This window comes from Sphingomonas sp. AC449 (assembly GCF_979253475.1).
This window is the reverse complement of the sequence record NZ_CEEDCZ010000002.1, coordinates 405,517-421,959: the sequence shown is the minus strand read 5'-3', so window position 1 is coordinate 421,959 and position 16,443 is coordinate 405,517. Positions and strand designations below refer to the sequence as shown.

Here is a 16,443-nt window from a genome sequence, read left to right as displayed (position 1 = left end):
TCCATAGAAGTTCCTCGTCTGTTCCGGACGGAGAACCGCTATGCTCACGCGCAAGCAGCACGAGCTTGTCTGCTTCATCAACGATCGCCTCGCAGAGACGGGCGTTTCGCCCTCGTTCGAGGAGATGAAGGACGCGCTCGACCTGAAATCCAAATCGGGCGTCCACCGCCTGATCAGCGCGCTCGAGGAGCGCAATTTCATCCGCCGCCTGCCGAACCGCGCGCGCGCGCTCGAAATCCTGCGGATGCCCGAGCGCCCGGACATGCCCGCGACGAAATCGGCTGCTGCCAAGGCCACGCCCCCGGCCGCTCCGGCAAACGCCGAGCCGTCGCCCAGCGTGCGCCCGGCGCATATCCCGGTCGCCGCGAACGACGTCGTCGAGATTCCGCTGCACGGGCGGATCGCCGCAGGCGTGCCGATCGAGGCGTTCGAAGGCAGCTCGATGCTGGCCGTCCCCGCCGCCCTGCTTGGCTCGGGCGAGCATTATGCGCTCGAGGTGTCCGGCGATTCGATGGTCGATGCGGGAATTCTCGATGGCGACTATGCGCTGATCCGCCGCACCGAGACCGCCCGCGACGGCGAGATCGTCGTTGCACTGATCGAGGACAGCGAGGCGACGCTCAAATATTTCCGCCGCGAAGGCGCGATGGTCCGGCTCGACCCCGCCAACCGCTCCTATGATCCGCAACGCTACGCCCCCGCGCAGGTCCGTGTGCAGGGCAAGCTGTCGGGCATCCTGCGGCGTTACGACTGACTATGGGGTCCCCAGGAAGGTAGATGACGAAGCGGTCGACTCCCTCCTGCCCTTATCGACAGACGTCAGGACCGGGAAAGAAGAGCGCCTCACTCCAACTCCGGATCTGACTTACCCCCGTCATCCTGACGAAAGTCAGGATCCAGGGCCAAGAGCGTCGTCCCGTACGTCCCGGATCGGCAAACCTGTCGGCGAGGGCCCAGGCTCGATGCGGGAGCCGGAACTGATCCAGCCCGCACGATACAGCAAAGCCATTACGGCCAACGGTCCACCCGCCAGAAAATCTCGCCAGTAGTAACGCGAGCGCGTTGCCATCCCGCGCGTCAGTGCGCTCCGCTTACGACCAGGACCGGACCCGACGCCCGGCCTCGTGACCGAACCGCCCCGCGGATCGTTCGAGCGTCGGGGGCATACGCCAGGGATGCCGATCACCGGGTTCGAGGACCGTCGCCACCCGCCCAGTCCGCAACGTCAGCGCGACACCGCCGGTATGTTGCAGCGTCGACCGGTCAAGCCTCAGCCACCGCGGCTCGCACTTCCTTGGCAGCCCCCGTTCGCTGACGACGATATCCGCCGCGCGACACGCGGCGACGAGGTCGGCGATCGGCACGCGATACATGCTGCGCGTCGCCAGCACGCGCCAGCGTCGCCCGTCTGCCACGACATCCGTCATGCACAGGTCGCGGCTGCACCGCGCATCGGGCTGATCCGCCAGCAGCAACGGCTCGCCGTCGACCCCGCCATTTTCCGCCAGCGTATCGCGCACATACGCCCCCGCCCGGTCGCGCAGCAGCGCCAGCCCCGCCGCCGTCCGCACCGCGACGTGCCGCCCGTCGCCGGTTACCAGGATATCGGGCGGCGGCGTCGTCAGCGCCCAGATCGCGCCGATCGCGAGCGGGATCGCACCCAGCCGCCGCCAGCGCGTCCGCCAGACCGCGATCCACAGCCCGCCGGTCACCATCGCCGCGAACGCCGCGTCGGGCATCGCAGGCAGCGATCGGACCGCGCCGGGTGCCGCGGCAACCCGGCGTGCCAGCCAGAGCAGTGCGTCAAGCGGCAGCTGAACGAGGGGCCAGACGATCCCGCCAACCCCGACCCCGTCGAGCAGGAGCGCCAGCGCCTCCAGCGGCATGATCACGAACGTCGTCAGCGGGATCGCGACGATGTTGGCGAACGCGCCGTAAACGCCCGCCTTGTGGAAGTGATAGACGGCGATCGGCATCAGCGCGATCTCGACGACCAGCCCGGTCAGCAGCAGCGATCCGAGCCCGCGGGCGACCCGCGCCAGACGCCCCTCTTCGTGCGCACCGAAGAATTCCCGGATCGCAGGATGTTCGTGGAGCGCGATGATCGCCGTGATCGCGGCGAACGACAACTGGAAGCTTGGCCCCGCGGCAGAGTCCGGGCGCACCAGCATCACGCACATCGCCCCCGCCGCGACCAGCCGCAACGTCATCGCCTCGCGCCCCATCGCCAGCGCCGCGAGCACGAGCAGCGCGGCAACGCAGGAACGGATCGTCGGCACCTGGCTGCCCGTCAGCAACGTATAGCCGATCGCAGCGGCGGCCCCCGCCATCGCCGCGATCAGCGGCAGCCGGACGTGGCGCGCCAGCCAAGGGAACAACGCGAGCAACCGCATCACCACGAGCATCGTCGCCGCGACCGCCGCGGTGATGTGCAGTCCGCTGACCGACAGGAGATGCGCCAGCCCGGCACGGCGCATCGCCTGCGAATCCGCGTCGCTGATCGCCCCGACATCGCCCGTCGCCAGCGCCGCGGCGATCCCCCCCGCACTCCCCGTCAGCCGCGATTCGATATGCTGCGACAGCGTCACGCGTATCCCCGCCCCGCGACCGCTCGGCACGATCACCCGGACCGGCGCGAACCCCCTGCCGGTCGCGCCGATCTCCGCGAACCACGCGACGCGGGCAAAGTCGTAGGCGCCCGGAACGGCCGGCAACGCGGGCGGCATCAGCCGCGCGCGCAGACCGATGATCGCACCACGCCCGAGCGGCGTCGGCATGTCGTGCTCGGCGAGGTTGACGCGGATCCGGTAGGGCAATGCCACCGGCCGCCCTTGGCCATCCGCGCCCGCACCGTCGGGCAGCAGCGTCAGACGCACGAGTTCGCGGTCGACCAGCGGCTCGATCGATTCGACCCGCGCCCGGAACGTGGCGAAGGCCGGGCCGCCAAGCACGGGTCGCGCGACGCTGTCCGATCTCAGCCAGGTCAGCCCGAGGCCGAGCCCCGCGGCCAGCGCCCCGATCGCGAGCGCGCGCGCCGCGCGCCCGCCCTGCCCAATCGCCAGTCCCGCCAGCGATATCGCCGCCAGCATCAGCAACGCGACGCGCCACGCCGCCGGACCGGGCAGCGCGAACCACAACGCGATCCCGCCCCCCGTCATCACCGGCAGCCACAAGGCGAGCTGATCGCGCTCCGCCTCCAGCCAGCGCTCGACCGCGATGCCTGCCGCCACCGCCCATTGCGGCACGCCCATTTGTCGCCGCCACGGACGCATGCTAGGGGCGGCGACGGCTGTCATGGCCATCGTTTCTCCATCGTTTCTACAGTCTGGGAGCACCCGCGGTTGGGCGCAATATCTGATACGGATGCCGTCGGTTCGGCCGCACCCGTGGTTACCCGTTTCGCTCCGTCGCCGACGGGGTTCCTGCATCTTGGCGGCGCGCGCACCGCGCTGTTCAACTGGCTGTTCGCAAAGGCGAATGGCGGCAAGTTCCTGCTCCGGATCGAGGATACCGACCGGGTCCGCTCGACCCAGCCGGCAATCGACGCCATTCTGGACGGAATGCGCTGGCTCGGGCTCGACTGGGACGGCGATGCGATCATGCAGTTCGCCCGCGCCGACCGTCACGCGCAGGTCGCGCACCAGATGGTCGAGGCGGGGCACGCCTATCGTTGCTACATGACCAACGACGAGATCGCGGCGATGCGCGCCGAGGCGCAGGCGGCCAAGAAGCCGCTCCGCATCCGCAGCCCGTGGCGCGATCGCCCGGCGAACGAGGCGCCCGACCTGCCGCATGTCGTCCGCCTGCGCGCACCGCAGGAGGGCGCGGTCACGATCGAGGACCGGGTCCAGGGCGCGGTCACCGTCCGCAACGAGGAGATCGACGACCTCGTCCTGCTCCGCTCCGACGGTACGCCGACCTACATGCTCGCGGTCGTGGTCGACGATCACGACATGGGCGTGACGCACGTGATCCGCGGCGACGATCACCTCAACAACGCGTTCCGCCAATTGCCGATCTACCGCGCGATGGACGTAATCGAGGGCGGCTGGCCCGATCCGATCTACGCGCACATCCCGCTGATCCATGGGTCCGACGGCGCCAAGCTGTCGAAGCGCCACGGCGCGGTCGGGATCGAGGCGTATCGCGACGAGATGGGCATCCTTCCCGAGGCGTTCGACAATTACCTTCTCCGGCTCGGCTGGGGGCATGGCGACGCGGAGATCATCAGCCGCGATCAGGCCGTCGACTGGTTCGACCTCGGCGGCGTCGGCAAGTCACCGTCGCGCTTCGATCTCAAGAAGCTCGAAAACCTCAACGGGCATTATATCCGCGAGGCCGACAACGCACGGCTCGCGCAGCTCGCGGCGGATCGTCTCGGCCATGACCTGCCGACCGGCGGACTGGGCCTGCTCACGCGTGCGATGCCCGTCCTGAAGCCGCGTGCCGCCAACCTGAACGAACTGGCCGAGGGGTCGAATTTCCTCTTCAGCCAGCGTCCATTAGCGATGGACGACGCCGCGGCGAGCCTTTTGCAAGGTGAGGCGAGTGCGATTTTGGGGAACGCCCATGCTGAACTTGACGCGCTCGACCAGTGGGATACGGAGGCCCTCGAAGGCGCGGTACGGCGCGTGGCCGAAGCGCGGGGCCTCAAGCTTGGCCAGGTCGCGCAACCACTCCGCGCCGCGCTGACGGGACGCAAGACGTCACCGGGAATATTCGACGTGCTCGACCTGCTCGGGCGCGACGAGAGCCTCGGTCGGATCGCCGACCGGATGGCAAGCTGATAAGATTTCGAGGAAGGATACAAGCATGAGCGAGACCGCAAACCTCAAGGTCGATGGCAAGGAATTCGATTACCCGGTCATGTCGGGTACCGTCGGCCCCGACGTCATCGATATCCGCAAGCTGTACGCACAGACGGACAATTTCACCTATGATCCGGGTTTCACTTCGACGGCATCGTGCCAGTCAAAGCTGACCTATATCGACGGTGACGCGGGCACGCTGCTGCACCGCGGCTACACGATCGGCGAGCTCGCCGAGCAGTCGAACTTCATGGAAGTCGCCTATCTGCTTCTGAACGGCGAGCTGCCGAGCGAGGACGAGCTCGCGACCTTCTCGAACACGATCACGCGCCACACGATGGTGCACGAGCAGCTCGCGCAGTTCTTCCGTGGCTTCCGTCGCGATGCGCATCCGATGGCGATCCTGTGCGGCGTCGTCGGCGCGCTCTCGGCCTTCTATCACGACTCGACCGACATCCATGATCCGGCACAGCGCGTCATAGCGTCGCACCGCCTGATCGCCAAGATGCCGACGATCGCCGCGATGGCGTACAAGTACAGCGTCGGCCAGCCGTTCGTCTATCCGGACAACACGCTGAGCTACACGGGCAACTTCCTGAAGATGACGTTCGGCGTCCCCGCCGAGAAGTATGTCGTGAACCCGATCGTCGAGAAGGCGATGGACCGCATCTTCATCCTCCACGCCGATCACGAGCAGAACGCGTCGACCTCGACCGTCCGTCTGGCCGGGTCGTCGGGCGCCAATCCGTTCGCGTGCATCGCGGCGGGCATCGCCTGCCTGTGGGGCCCAGCGCATGGCGGCGCGAACGAAGCCGCACTCAACATGCTGCACGAGATCGGCACGGTCGATCGGATCCCCGAGTTCATCGCGCGCGCAAAGGATAAGAACGATCCGTTCCGCCTGATGGGCTTCGGTCACCGCGTCTACAAGAACTACGATCCGCGCGCGGCCGTCATGCAGACGACCGTCAAGGAAGTGCTCGGCGAGCTGGGTGTGACCGATCCGGTGTTCGACGTCGCGATCGAGCTCGAGCGTCTCGCGCTCAACGATCCGTATTTCATCGAGAAGAAGCTGTTCCCGAACGTCGATTTCTATTCGGGCGTCATCCTCTCGGCGATCGGCTTCCCGACGTCGATGTTCACCGTTCTCTTCGCGCTCGCCCGCACCGTTGGCTGGGTCGCGCAGTGGAACGAGATGATCACCGATCCCGACCAGAAGATCGGCCGTCCGCGTCAGCTGTACAGCGGCCCGACGCAGCGCGACTACACGCCGATGGCATCGCGTTGATGCGCGTCCCTGCCTCGAAGATCGGGTGCTGAGATGAAGTTCAGGCCGATCCTGATTGTCATCGGCGTGGTCTGCACGCTGATGGGGTTCCTCTGGATCGGCCAGGGCCTTGGCTACGTCCATTGGCCGCAGTCGAGCTTCATGCTCGATCAGCGGCCATGGGCGGACCGCGGCGCCGCGCTCGCCGTCTTAGGGCTGGTGCTGATCCTAGTCGCGCGCCGCCTGCGTCGGTAACGTCAACACGAAGCGCGCGCCCTCGCCAGCCGCGCTGTCGATTGTCAGGTCACCGCGCATTGCACGCGCCAGCCGCCGCGCAATATAGAGCCCCAGCCCGTTGCCGCCGGGCTCCGACGGATCGACCCGCTCGAATTTCTCGAAGATGCGCGTCTGATCCGCAAGCGCGACGCCCTTGCCCTCGTCCGCGACCGTTACCGTGGCGCGATCACCCTGCGTGCTCGCGGTCACGACGACCGTGCCCCCTTTTGGCGAATACCGGACCGCGTTGCCGATCAGGTTGACCAGGATCTGCAGCACGCGGCGGAAATCACCCTGCGCGGCGATGCTTGCGTCGAACGCCGGCCGCGCGACGCCGACATCCGCGTTCGCCGCCCTGACCGACAGCAAACCCGCTGCCCGACGTGCGATGTCGGCGACGTCGATCGGCTCCGGCAGCAGCGTGAAATCGGGTCGTTCCACGGCCTGCAGATCGACCAGGTCGTCGACGAGCGCGAGCAGATGACGCCCGGCATTGGCAATATCCGACGCATAATCCGCATAATCGTGTCGCACCGGGCCATCGGCCTGAGCATGGATGCTGTCCGCGTTCGCGACGATCCGCGCCAGCGGCTTGCGGAGCGCGCGGTCGAGCCCCGCGGTGAAGGTCGGCGACAGCTGATCCGACTCCGGTCTGGCCTCGACCACCCCGCGATCGCCGCCCGCGGTGAGATCGGTAACGACCTGAACGCCCCCCACATACCCGGCAAAGGCGCCGTGCGCGTCATGCCGCGTCTCGGCGGAAATACGGACCCGCAGCCCCGTCCCCTGAAACCGCGCGGGCAGCATCGCGAGCGCGCGCCGCTGCGACAGCGCATCGAGGATCGCCGCGCCCTCGTTCTGGTCGGCATCAAGCGCGACCATCGCCGAGATCGGCTGGCCGAGCAGCGCGAGCGGATCGAACCCGTATCTGGTCCCCGCGTCGAGCGAGACGAACGTCAGATGCAGGCTCGCGTCGGTCTCCCAACGCAGATCCGCCCCGGTAGCCTGAAAGTCGAGCACCGCACGGCGTGGCGAGGCGGGCGCCCTGGACGGCTGGACCTCGCGCCAGCCACTGACGGTCAGGCGGATATGGTCGCCATCGGGCTGCGCGCGGACCCACAGGTCGATATCGACATCGTCGTCGGCGATGACCGTCCCGCGCGAGACGATGATGCCGAGCCTTTGCGACAGTTTCGTGATCGCAGCGAGCTGCGGCACCGCGAGCGGCGCGCCGATCATGCCGCCCGCGCGCGTGTTCAACGCCACCAGTACCGGGTCCGCCGACAGCAGCACGCCGTCGCGCGCGACCGCGGCCTGCGCCACGGCCGGATCGTCGGCCGGGTGATGAAACGAAGCGTGCGTCGTCATTACCGGTCAGAACGCGTGAGCGCGCGCAACGCAACCCGGAAATCGCGGTGGAGCGAGAGCGGTGCGATCGCGGCCCGCGCATCCGCCTCGGTGACCGCCATGATGCCGTCCAGCGCCTCGGCGAAGCTCTCGACATCGCGCCGTGGATCCGCCTCGGACAGCGCAAGCCCGATCCGCGCGATCGTCTCGCGGTCGAGGTTGTTCGCGCGCAAGGCAAGCCAGAGCTGGTCGCCCTCGGGATCGACGACGATCGCCCGCGCCTGGTCGAAATCCATACCCGTCGCGGAGGCCAGCACCGCGATGAACAGCGCGAGCCGGCGGTCGCCCAGCGCCTCGACGAGCAACGCGGGCAGTTCGTCGGGTCGCGCGTCGATCGCGAGTGCGAGCCGCGCGGCGACCGCCTCGAGCCGCTCGCCTTCGTCGTGCGCCGCCAGGCAGCGCAACGCGGCGTCGGTGATCGCCCGGTCGCTCTGCACCACGCCCCCGGTCGCGGACGGTACGCCCGCATCCTTCATCAGGTCGTGAAGGCCCTCGCGGATCGCGGCCGCGACCCACCAGACGAGCCGGTGATGCAGTTCGGCGGGAAGTTCGCTCCGCGCGCCCGCCCCCGTCTCGTTGGCGGTACGCCGCCGGCTGTCCGCCACCAGCAGCGCGGTCGCGGCGGTCGCGACGATCGTATCCGGCACCGCGGCCAGCCGGACGAGCAGGCTGGCGGTATCGGGCCCGGAAATCGCGGTCGGCAGCGCCTGCGCGATCAGGTCGTGACGAACCCGCGCGATCAGTTCGCCCATCAGATCACGGTCGCGCAACAGTCCGGCGCGCGTGAGCCGCAGCATCGCGCCGCCCTGCGTCAGCATCGCCTCCGCGCGTGCAGTCTCTCCCGCCGCCACGAGCAGCCGCGCCGCATGCCGTCGGATATCGGTCTCGATTCCCCCGACAACACCGCGCAGCCACTGCGCGATCAACGCACGCGCGCGGTCATCCAGTCGTGCGGGCGTGTCGAGGAAAAAGTCGGCGATGGCGCCGTCGAGCCGATCCTCGCCGCGCAACCGCGCGCGCTCTGCACGCGCGATCGCATGCAGGCGGGAGAAAGCGGCATCACGCATCGGGTCAGGACCAACCGACATTTCGCCGGGACTAGCGGCTTGTCGTTAAAACGAGACTAAGGTTGAAGACGAAGTCGTTCGATTGCCGCGGCAAGTGTCACCGTTGCATAGGCCGCCGCGGCGGCGAGGCCGGCCAGCGGAAACCCGATGAGCTCGAACAGCGTCACGACCAGCAGATACGCCGGTGCACTACCCCACCACAGCCGTCGCTCGCGCTCGACGATCGCGCGTTCACCCAGCGCGGCGATCGCGACGAGCGCGGTCGCGACCGCCAGCATGGTGTTATCGCCGCTGTACCCGGTCGTGAAATAGGCGAATACCAGCACCGCCAGCGCGCAGACGACGCCGATGCCGCGCGTCTGGACCACGGCGACGGCTTCGTCGTCGCGCAGCCCGCTCAGCACCGCCCCCATCGCCAGCCCGATTCCCGCCACGCTCGCGAGCACGAGGCCCGTGGTCAGCCAGCCGAACCCCATCGCGACCAGCCCGACCAGCGCGACGCCCACCGCGCCGCCGCCGACCGCGGTACCCGCGACGTTCCGGTCGACCAGCATCGGCAGCGCGAGCCGCGCGATCGGCGCCAGTACATAGCGGTCGAACCAGCCGCTGCGTCCCGAGACGATCGTCGCGAGCACCGCGCGGCCACGCTCCTCGAGCGTGCGTGCCTCGCGTTCGATCCCGTGGCCGCTGCGAATCGCGTCGGTCGGCAACAGGATCTGCACCGCGCGCGCCTGCACCGCCATCCGAAGCAGCGTCGATTGCAGATCGTAATCCTGCGGCAGCCCCGCCACTTCGGCGATCCGCGCAGGGTCGAGACGTGCGACACCCGCCCAGGCCATCTGCCCGCCGACCCGCTCGAAGCCGGGCCCTGCATCGTCCTCGGGCACGACGAGCAGCGCATCGCCGCCCTCGTTGGCGATCGCGGCCACGATGCTTTCGGTCGTCACGAGCCCGTCGCCGAGCATCAGCACGCGTGCAAGCGGATGAAGCTTTTCCATCGCCTCGCTCGCGGACCGGACCGTGTCGACGGTAATGCCGCGGCGGTTGATGCGGTTGATCGCGCCGAGCAGTTCGGGAGTCAGCCGCGCGACGACGACGATCATCTGCCGTACGCCCGCGGCGATCAGCAGTCTGGCCTGATACTCGATCAGCGTTACGCCGCTGAACGGCAGGGTGGCGGCAAGACGATCGGGACGATCGTCGGCGTCATGAATAGCGAAGAGAAGCCCGGCAAGCATCTGCGGCTGTTAGGCTCCATAGCGCGAGATGCAAAGCCCGCGCAGCATGCCGATAGGACCGTTCGTCCGCGCGGGCCTGCCAAACGCCGGGCCTGATGCAGATCAATTCCGCATTATATCGCGCGCGGATGCGATCGGGCGCGCTAGAGACGCGCTACCTCGTGATGGATCCGGCGCATCACCTCGGTATCGTGCGGCGTGCTGTCGATCGCCGCCGTCGCCGCCGCCATCAACCGCACCGCACCAAAGCTTGCCGCAAGCCCCTTCATGCGCCGTGCGGCGAGCGTCCACGCGTCTATGTCGGTCGACATCCTCATTTGCGTCAGCGCCGCCTCGACGCTGGCAATGAACGCGAGCCGCAGCTCCGCGATCAGCAGCGGTTCGTCGCCCACCGCGGCCGCGAGCGCCGCATCGATTGCTCCGGGATCATACGCCATGAGCCGACCCCTAGATGCGATAGGCTTAAGAGGAGGTTGCGCTATTCGCTTTGTCGATCGCGAAATCATGGTAAAACCCAGATCATGAACGGGGGTTCTTCCATCATCGGCCTACGTGCGGAGCCCGCACCGGACCCGTTTCGTGCGGACGTCCCACCACCGCCTTTGAAGGGACCCGCGTCCGTGTTCACCGAAGACTATAACGATCCGACCGACGACGCATGGGACCAGGGCCGCACGCTCGCGCTCGTCGCGGGTGGCGTCGTCGCGGTCTGGCTCGGCAGCATGGCATGGATCGTTCGCGGCGCCATCGGCAGCATCGATCCGGTCACGCTCGTGCAGTTGATCGCGGCGCTGTGCGTCGTCCCCGCGCTGGTCGGCATCATCTGGCTGCTCGCGATGCGCACCAGCCGGAGCGAGACGCTGCGCTTCGGGGTGACCGCGCGCGCGATGCAGGACGAGGCGGCGCGTCTCGAGCGCACGGTTGCCGCGATCGCGGGAACGATCGACCGTAATCGTGCCGATCTCGCCGATCAGGTCGATACGCTGATGACGATGGGCGACACCGCGCATCAATTCCTCGGGGCGATTGGCGCCGGGTTCGCGACCGAGATCGAACGCGCCGATGCGCACACCCGCAGCTTGGTCGCGGCCGCGGATGCGACGCAGACCTCGCTCGGCGTCCTGCTGGCCTCGCTGCCGCGTGCGCAGGCGGAGACCGAAACGATGGCGGACAATCTCCGCCAGATCGGCCTGTCGGCGAACACGCATGCCGCCGCGCTCGACGCACAGATCGTCGCGCTCGCCGAGCGCGGACGCGAGGCGGATGCGATGGCGAGCGGTGCCGCACAGCGCCTCGCTGCGCATATCGTCCGCATGGAGGCGACCAGCGAGACCGCAGGCGCACGGCTCGAGGATGTCACTGATTCGATGTCCACCGCGGTCGACGCGCTGCTCGGCCGGACCGCCGACGCGGTCGACGAGGCGCGCAAGGGGATCGCCGCGCAGGGCGACGCGATGCTGGCGATGGTCCGCACCAACCACGCCGCACTCGACACGGCGACGCGCGAGAGCGCGGAGGCGCTCGCCGACCAGGTCGCCAGCGTCGAGGATGCGATCGGACGCGTCGCGCAGCGGCTCGACCAGCAACGCGCATCGGGCGATGCGATCGTCGACACGCTCAATTCCGGGCTCGGCGGCGTCGAGACGCGGATCGAGACGCTGCACCGCCAGGGGCTCGAGCGGACGCAGTTGCTCGCCGCATCGATCAGCGCGCTTGGCGGGTCTGCCGATGCGATGACCGAGGCGCTCAAGTCCGGCGAGGCGATGGCCAACCGGACGATCGGCACCACCGAATCGCTGCTGATCGCGCTCGACGCCGCCGCGCGCGAGATCGACGAGACGTTGCCCGACGCGCTCAGCCGTCTCGATGCGCGCGTGGGGCAAAGCAAGGCGATCGTCGTCGCGGCAAAACCCGAATTGCTCGCGCTCGTCACCGCCGCCGAGAGCACGCACGACGCGATCGATGCGATTGCCGGCGTCATCGCCGAACAGCGCCACGTCCTCGACCGGCTTTCGCACACGCTGATCGAAACGCTCGCCTCGGGTCGCGCGAAGGCCGATGCGCTCGGTCAGATGGTCGACGAGACGATCGGCCGCACGAACAGCTTTGCCGAAGACGCCGCTCCGCGCCTCGTCGAGGCGCTGCTGCGTGTCCGCGAGACCGCCAGTGCCGCTGCCGACAATGCACGCGAGACGCTGGCCAAGGTCATTCCCGACGCCGCGGCCGCGCTCGAGGCTGCCAGCAGCACCGCGATGCGCCGGGTGACGAGCGATACCGTCGACCGCCAGATCCAGGCGATCGCCGAATCAGCGGACGCCGCGGTCGATGCCGCAACGCGGGCCACCGAGCGGCTCGCACGACAGGTTCAGGTGGTTGCCGACCAGACCGCGATCGTCGAGACGCGGATCGAGGACGCGCGCAGCGAACGCGAGACCGCCGACCGCGACACGTTCGCGCGCCGCGTCTCGCTGCTGATCGAATCGCTGAACTCCGCCTCGATCGACATCACCAAGACCTTCGCGCCCGAGGTGTCGGACAGCGCATGGGCAGCGTATCTCAAGGGGGATCGCGGCGTCTTCACGCGCCGCGCGGTCCGGATCCTCGACGCGGGAGAGGTTCGGGCGATCGCGGGGCTGTACGACGAGGATGCGGGCTTCCGCGAGATGGTGAACCGCTACATCCACGACTTCGAATCGATGCTGCGCTCGATCCTCGCGCAGCGCGACGGCTCGCCGCTGGGCGTGACGCTGCTGTCGTCGGATATGGGAAAGCTCTACGTCGCGCTCGCACAGGCGATCGAGCGGCTGCGCTGACGCCGCGGGGCGTCGCTGGCGTTTAGCGGCGGACCATGTCGCGGGTGTCGAAGAAGTCGACCATCTGCGGCGTGACCCAGCCATAGTGGTAATTGAGCTGGAAGAGCACGAACAGCGCGGTCGCGACGATCGTCACGCGCCACGCTACGCGGCCTGCGCTGAATTCATGCGGTGCGCTTTCGGACTGGCCGGGGACATGATCGCCCCCGGCCTCGCGCGTCGTCCGCACGCCGAACGGCAGGACCAGGAACACCGAAAACGCCCAGAACAGGACGTAGATCGCAAGTGCCGAGGTCCAGCGCACGGGCTCAGCCCTCGATCAGCAGGACGTCGACGATCGGCTTCTTGCCCGTCCAGCGCGTCGAGACCTTGCGCACGGCGAGCCGGACCTGCTCGCGCAGCTTGTCGATGTCGCGCTTGCCGCCCCGCACCGCATCCGCGGTCGCCTTGACCGCATCCGCGACGAACGCCGCACGATCCTCCTCGACCGGCACGCCCTGAACGCGAACCTGTGGCTGGCCGAGCATCCGCCCGTCCTTGCCGATCGCGACCGCAACCGAGATCTGGCCGTTGATCGCAAGCTTGCGACGCTCGTTCAGCGTCGTGCCGTCGGCGGGCAGGATGACGTCGCCGTCAAGCACGAGGCGCCCCACGGTGGCGTTACCGATCTTGACCGGGCCCTTTGGCGCCAGCCGCACGATGTCGCCGTTGCTCTGCACCAGCGCGCGCGGAATGCCCTGTTCGAGCCCGAAGCGCGCATGCTCCATCATGTGGCGCATCTCGCCATGCGTCGGCACCAGTACGTCAGGCCGCAGCCAGTCGTACATCTGCGCAAGCTCGGGCTGACCCGGATGCCCCGAAACATGGACATGCGCCTGACGCTCGGTGATCATCCGGATGCCCTTGGCCGCCAACGTGTTCTGGATGCGGCCGATCTGCACCTCGTTGCCCGGGATCTGCTTCGACGAGAAGATCACCGTATCGTCGGGGTCGAGCGTAATCGTGTGGCTGCCATTGGCGACCCGTGCGAGCGCCGCGCGCTCCTCGCCCTGCCCGCCGGTCGCGATGATCAGCACCTTGTTCTTGGGCAGCCGCATCGCGGTGTCGGGATCGATCGTCTCGGGGAAGTCCTTCAGATACCCCGTCGCGCGCGCGACCTTGATGATCCGGTCGAGCGAACGCCCGGTGACGCACAGCTTGCGCCCGGTTTCCTTGGCCACCTCGCCGAACGTGTGCAGACGCGCCGCGTTCGATGCGAAGCTGGTGATCATCACGCGGCCCTTGGCCTTGCTGACCTCCTCGAACAGACCCTTGCGGACCGTGCTCTCGCTGCCCGACGCGGTGGTGTTGAAGATGTTGGTCGAGTCGCAGACGAGGACGTCGACGCCCTTGTCGCCGATCGCCATGAACCCCTCGGGCGTGGTCGGGTTGCCGATCACCGGGTTCTTGTCGAGCTTCCAGTCGCCGGTGTGGAACACGCGGCCATAAGGCGTGTCAATCAGCAGCGCGTTCGCCTCGGGGATCGAATGTGACATCTCGACGAAGGTGAAGCCGAACGGCCCGAGCTGGAAGCTGCCCCCCATCGGGATCATCTTGAGCTTCACGCGGTTAGCGATGCCCTCTTCCTCGAGCTTGCCACGGACCAGCCCCATCGTGAACGGCGTCGCATAGATCGGCACACCGAGGTCCTCGGCAAGATACGGCAGCGAGCCGATATGATCCTCATGCCCGTGCGTGATGACGATCCCGAGCAGGTCGTCGATCCGGTCCTCGATGAAGGACAGGTCTGGCAGGATGACGTCGACGCCCGGATATTGCGGATCGGCGAACGTGATGCCCAGATCGACCATCACCCATTTGCCCTGGCAACCATAAAGGTTGACGTTCATGCCGATCTCGCCGGAGCCACCCAGGCCACAGAATAGAAGTTCGTTCTTCGGAGTCATTGATTACTTTCGGTATTACATGGAAATGCGGCCCGCAGGCCGGTCGGCGCGAGCCCTAGTGGCCCTTGATATGGTGGCGCGCCCACATCATCGCCAGCCCCTGGATCGTCAGGTCGGCTTCGATGACGTCGAACACGTCGGTCTGTTTTTCAAAGAGTGTCGCAAGGCCGCCCGTCGCGACGACCTTCACGGGGCGACCGATCTCTGCCTTCATCCGCGCGACCAGCCCCTCGATCATCGCGACATAGCCCCAATAGATGCCGATATGCATCTGCGAGACGGTATTGACGCCGATGACGCTGATATCGCCCGGTGCCTCGATCGCGATCCGCGGCAGCTTCGCCGCGGCGGTGACGAGTGCGTCGAGCGACAGGTTGATCCCCGGCGCGATGATCCCGCCCTTGTACGCGCCGGTATAGTCGACCACGTCGAACGTCGTCGCGGTCCCGAAGTCGATCACGATCAGGTCGCCCTTGTGCAGCGCATGCGCCGCGATCGTGTTGACCGCACGGTCCGCGCCCAGCGATGCGGGCTCGTCGACGTCGATCGCGATCCCCCATTCGACCGGCGCCTGCCCCGCGATCAGTGCCGTCGTATGGAAATATTTGGACGCCAAGACCTGAAGATTGTGCAGCGCGCGCGGCACGACGGTCGCGACGATGACACCCTCGATCGTCGAGCGGTCGTGCCCGCCAAGCTGCATCAACTGGCTCAGCCACACCGCATATTCGTCCGCGGTACGCCGCGGGTCGGTCGCGATCCGCCAGCGCGCGACGATATCGCTGCCGCGCTCGGTCTGGTTGACGAGCGCGAACACGACATTGGTGTTGCCGGCATCGATGGCGAGCAGCATGGGGCCTTCAACCTTTCCGTTCGCGTCGGGCATAGGCCAGACGTCGGGCGATGGCGACTGGCGGCATCACAGCAGAAAGACGTCGGCGGCGTGAATGACACGGCGCTCGCCCGACGCCACGCGCAGGATCAGCGCACCGTCGGCGTCCAGCCCCGCGAACAGCCCCTCGACCGTGCTGCCGTCTGGCAGATGCGCGGTGAGCGCGGTGCCGACCGGGTGCGCACAATCGACCCAGCGCTCGCGCACCGGCGCAATCCCCTCGGTGCGCCACCGCGAGACCCAGCGCGCAACGCCATCCGCCAGGATGTCGAGGAACATGGCGGGCTCGACGACCACGCCGTGCGCAGCGAGATCGGTCGTCCGGCGATCGGGCAGATCGGGGTGATGGGCGATGTTCACGCCGTAGCCGATGATGACCGCATCATCCGCGCGCTCGAGGAGGATTCCGGAGAGCTTCGCGTCCGCAAGCAGGAGGTCGTTCGGCCATTTCAGCGCGAGGATAGCGCTGGAGTCAGTCGTGCCCTGACAGATGCCGGCGACGAGGAAGGTCGAGACGGTTTCCTGCAAGGCGACCGCCGCGACGAGCGCAAGGCTCGCCGCCGGCGGGTCGCCTGCGCGGAGGCGGACCAGCGTGCTCGCGTAGAGATTGCCTTCGGGCGAATCCCACGCGCGACCCATCCGCCCGCGCCCCGCGGTCTGACGGACCGCACGCAGCCACGACCCGTCCGCCGCACCACTGCGTGCGAGCGCCATCAGGTCGGCATTGGT

General features: G+C 67.9%; 14 protein-coding genes. 5 read left to right on the top strand and 9 right to left on the bottom strand.

Annotation, left to right across the window (positions count from 1 at the left end):
- Positions 1-40 precede the first annotated feature (40 nt).
- The gene (gene lexA, locus AC0CH3_RS05540) at positions 41-754 is read left to right on the top strand and encodes a transcriptional repressor LexA (RefSeq protein WP_354302508.1); all 714 of its coding nucleotides are present in this window, start codon (positions 41-43) and stop codon (positions 752-754) included.
- A 337-nt stretch (positions 755-1,091) separates the two neighbouring features.
- Here the strand turns inward: lexA and AC0CH3_RS05535 are convergent, their stop codons facing one another.
- Positions 1,092-3,302 carry a ComEC/Rec2 family competence protein gene (locus tag AC0CH3_RS05535; protein ID WP_457325615.1) on the bottom strand — a complete coding sequence of 737 codons (2,211 nt, stop codon included), beginning with the start codon at positions 3,300-3,302 and terminating at the stop codon, positions 1,092-1,094.
- A 39-nt stretch (positions 3,303-3,341) separates the two neighbouring features.
- Between AC0CH3_RS05535 and gltX the strand changes: the two genes are divergently transcribed.
- From gltX to AC0CH3_RS05520, 3 genes are read left to right on the top strand one after another with little or no spacing between them, the layout of a single operon-like run.
- The gene (gltX, locus tag AC0CH3_RS05530) at positions 3,342-4,787 is read left to right on the top strand and encodes a glutamate--tRNA ligase (protein ID WP_465237686.1); all 1,446 of its coding nucleotides are present in this window, start codon (positions 3,342-3,344) and stop codon (positions 4,785-4,787) included.
- Between the two features lie 25 nt (positions 4,788-4,812).
- Positions 4,813-6,096 carry a citrate synthase gene (locus AC0CH3_RS05525; RefSeq protein ID WP_056021445.1) on the top strand — a complete coding sequence of 428 codons (1,284 nt, stop codon included), beginning with the start codon at positions 4,813-4,815 and terminating at the stop codon, positions 6,094-6,096.
- Positions 6,097-6,129: 33 nt separating this feature from the next.
- Positions 6,130-6,330, top strand: coding sequence for a hypothetical protein (locus AC0CH3_RS05520; RefSeq protein WP_056021442.1), 201 nt, complete (start codon positions 6,130-6,132; stop codon positions 6,328-6,330).
- Here AC0CH3_RS05520 and AC0CH3_RS05515 read toward each other — a convergent pair.
- The 4 genes from AC0CH3_RS05515 to AC0CH3_RS05500 all read right to left on the bottom strand — a co-directional run bounded on the left by AC0CH3_RS05515 (position 6,304) and on the right by AC0CH3_RS05500 (position 10,500).
- Positions 6,304-7,719 carry a sensor histidine kinase gene (locus AC0CH3_RS05515; RefSeq protein ID WP_354302504.1) on the bottom strand — a complete coding sequence of 472 codons (1,416 nt, stop codon included), beginning with the start codon at positions 7,717-7,719 and terminating at the stop codon, positions 6,304-6,306. The genes AC0CH3_RS05520 and AC0CH3_RS05515 overlap by 27 nt on opposite strands.
- Positions 7,719-8,825, bottom strand: a complete 1,107-nt coding sequence (locus AC0CH3_RS05510; RefSeq protein ID WP_354302502.1) for a DUF2336 domain-containing protein — start codon at positions 8,823-8,825, stop codon at positions 7,719-7,721. Before AC0CH3_RS05510 ends, AC0CH3_RS05515 begins: the two co-directional genes overlap by 1 nt.
- A gap of 56 nt (positions 8,826-8,881) precedes the next feature.
- On the bottom strand, positions 8,882-10,063 hold the full coding sequence (locus AC0CH3_RS05505) for a hypothetical protein (RefSeq protein WP_354302500.1): 1,182 nt from the start codon (positions 10,061-10,063) through the stop codon (positions 8,882-8,884).
- Positions 10,064-10,206: 143 nt separating this feature from the next.
- Positions 10,207-10,500: an Hpt domain-containing protein gene (locus tag AC0CH3_RS05500; RefSeq protein ID WP_354302498.1), complete on the bottom strand. Its 294-nt coding sequence runs from the start codon at positions 10,498-10,500 to the stop codon at positions 10,207-10,209.
- A 183-nt stretch (positions 10,501-10,683) separates the two neighbouring features.
- Between AC0CH3_RS05500 and AC0CH3_RS05495 the strand changes: the two genes are divergently transcribed.
- Positions 10,684-12,876 (top strand): coiled-coil domain-containing protein, encoded by a 2,193-nt coding sequence (locus AC0CH3_RS05495; RefSeq protein WP_333996390.1) that lies wholly within the window; start codon positions 10,684-10,686, stop codon positions 12,874-12,876.
- Positions 12,877-12,898: 22 nt separating this feature from the next.
- Here AC0CH3_RS05495 and AC0CH3_RS05490 read toward each other — a convergent pair whose 3' ends face one another.
- From AC0CH3_RS05490 to AC0CH3_RS05475, 4 genes are all read right to left on the bottom strand, one after another.
- Positions 12,899-13,180: a DUF1467 family protein gene (locus AC0CH3_RS05490; RefSeq protein ID WP_056021424.1), complete on the bottom strand. Its 282-nt coding sequence runs from the start codon at positions 13,178-13,180 to the stop codon at positions 12,899-12,901.
- Between the two features lie 4 nt (positions 13,181-13,184).
- The gene (locus AC0CH3_RS05485) at positions 13,185-14,822 is read right to left on the bottom strand and encodes a ribonuclease J (RefSeq protein WP_333996389.1); all 1,638 of its coding nucleotides are present in this window, start codon (positions 14,820-14,822) and stop codon (positions 13,185-13,187) included.
- A gap of 55 nt (positions 14,823-14,877) precedes the next feature.
- On the bottom strand, positions 14,878-15,675 hold the full coding sequence (locus AC0CH3_RS05480; RefSeq protein WP_056022295.1) for a type III pantothenate kinase: 798 nt from the start codon (positions 15,673-15,675) through the stop codon (positions 14,878-14,880).
- 66 nt (positions 15,676-15,741) lie between these two features.
- Positions 15,742-16,428: a biotin--[acetyl-CoA-carboxylase] ligase gene (locus tag AC0CH3_RS05475; protein WP_457325606.1), complete on the bottom strand. Its 687-nt coding sequence runs from the start codon at positions 16,426-16,428 to the stop codon at positions 15,742-15,744.
- Between the last annotated feature and the right edge of the window lie 15 nt (positions 16,429-16,443).

Coding starts and splice junctions, on each gene's coding strand:
- lexA (WP_354302508.1), top strand. CDS start 41: ATGCTCACGCGCAAGCAGCACGAGCTTGTCTGCTTCATCAACGATCGC.
- AC0CH3_RS05475 (WP_457325606.1), bottom strand. CDS start 16,428: ATGGCGCTCGCACGCAGTGGTGCGGCGGACGGGTCGTGGCTGCGTGCG.
- AC0CH3_RS05500 (WP_354302498.1), bottom strand. CDS start 10,500: ATGGCGTATGATCCCGGAGCAATCGATGCGGCGCTCGCGGCCGCGGTG.
- AC0CH3_RS05520 (WP_056021442.1), top strand. CDS start 6,130: ATGAAGTTCAGGCCGATCCTGATTGTCATCGGCGTGGTCTGCACGCTG.
- AC0CH3_RS05505 (WP_354302500.1), bottom strand. CDS start 10,063: ATGCTTGCCGGGCTTCTCTTCGCTATTCATGACGCCGACGATCGTCCC.
- AC0CH3_RS05480 (WP_056022295.1), bottom strand. CDS start 15,675: ATGCTGCTCGCCATCGATGCCGGCAACACCAATGTCGTGTTCGCGCTC.
- AC0CH3_RS05535 (WP_457325615.1), bottom strand. CDS start 3,302: ATGGCCATGACAGCCGTCGCCGCCCCTAGCATGCGTCCGTGGCGGCGA.
- AC0CH3_RS05510 (WP_354302502.1), bottom strand. CDS start 8,825: ATGCGTGATGCCGCTTTCTCCCGCCTGCATGCGATCGCGCGTGCAGAG.
- AC0CH3_RS05515 (WP_354302504.1), bottom strand. CDS start 7,719: ATGACGACGCACGCTTCGTTTCATCACCCGGCCGACGATCCGGCCGTG.
- AC0CH3_RS05525 (WP_056021445.1), top strand. CDS start 4,813: ATGAGCGAGACCGCAAACCTCAAGGTCGATGGCAAGGAATTCGATTAC.
- AC0CH3_RS05485 (WP_333996389.1), bottom strand. CDS start 14,822: ATGACTCCGAAGAACGAACTTCTATTCTGTGGCCTGGGTGGCTCCGGC.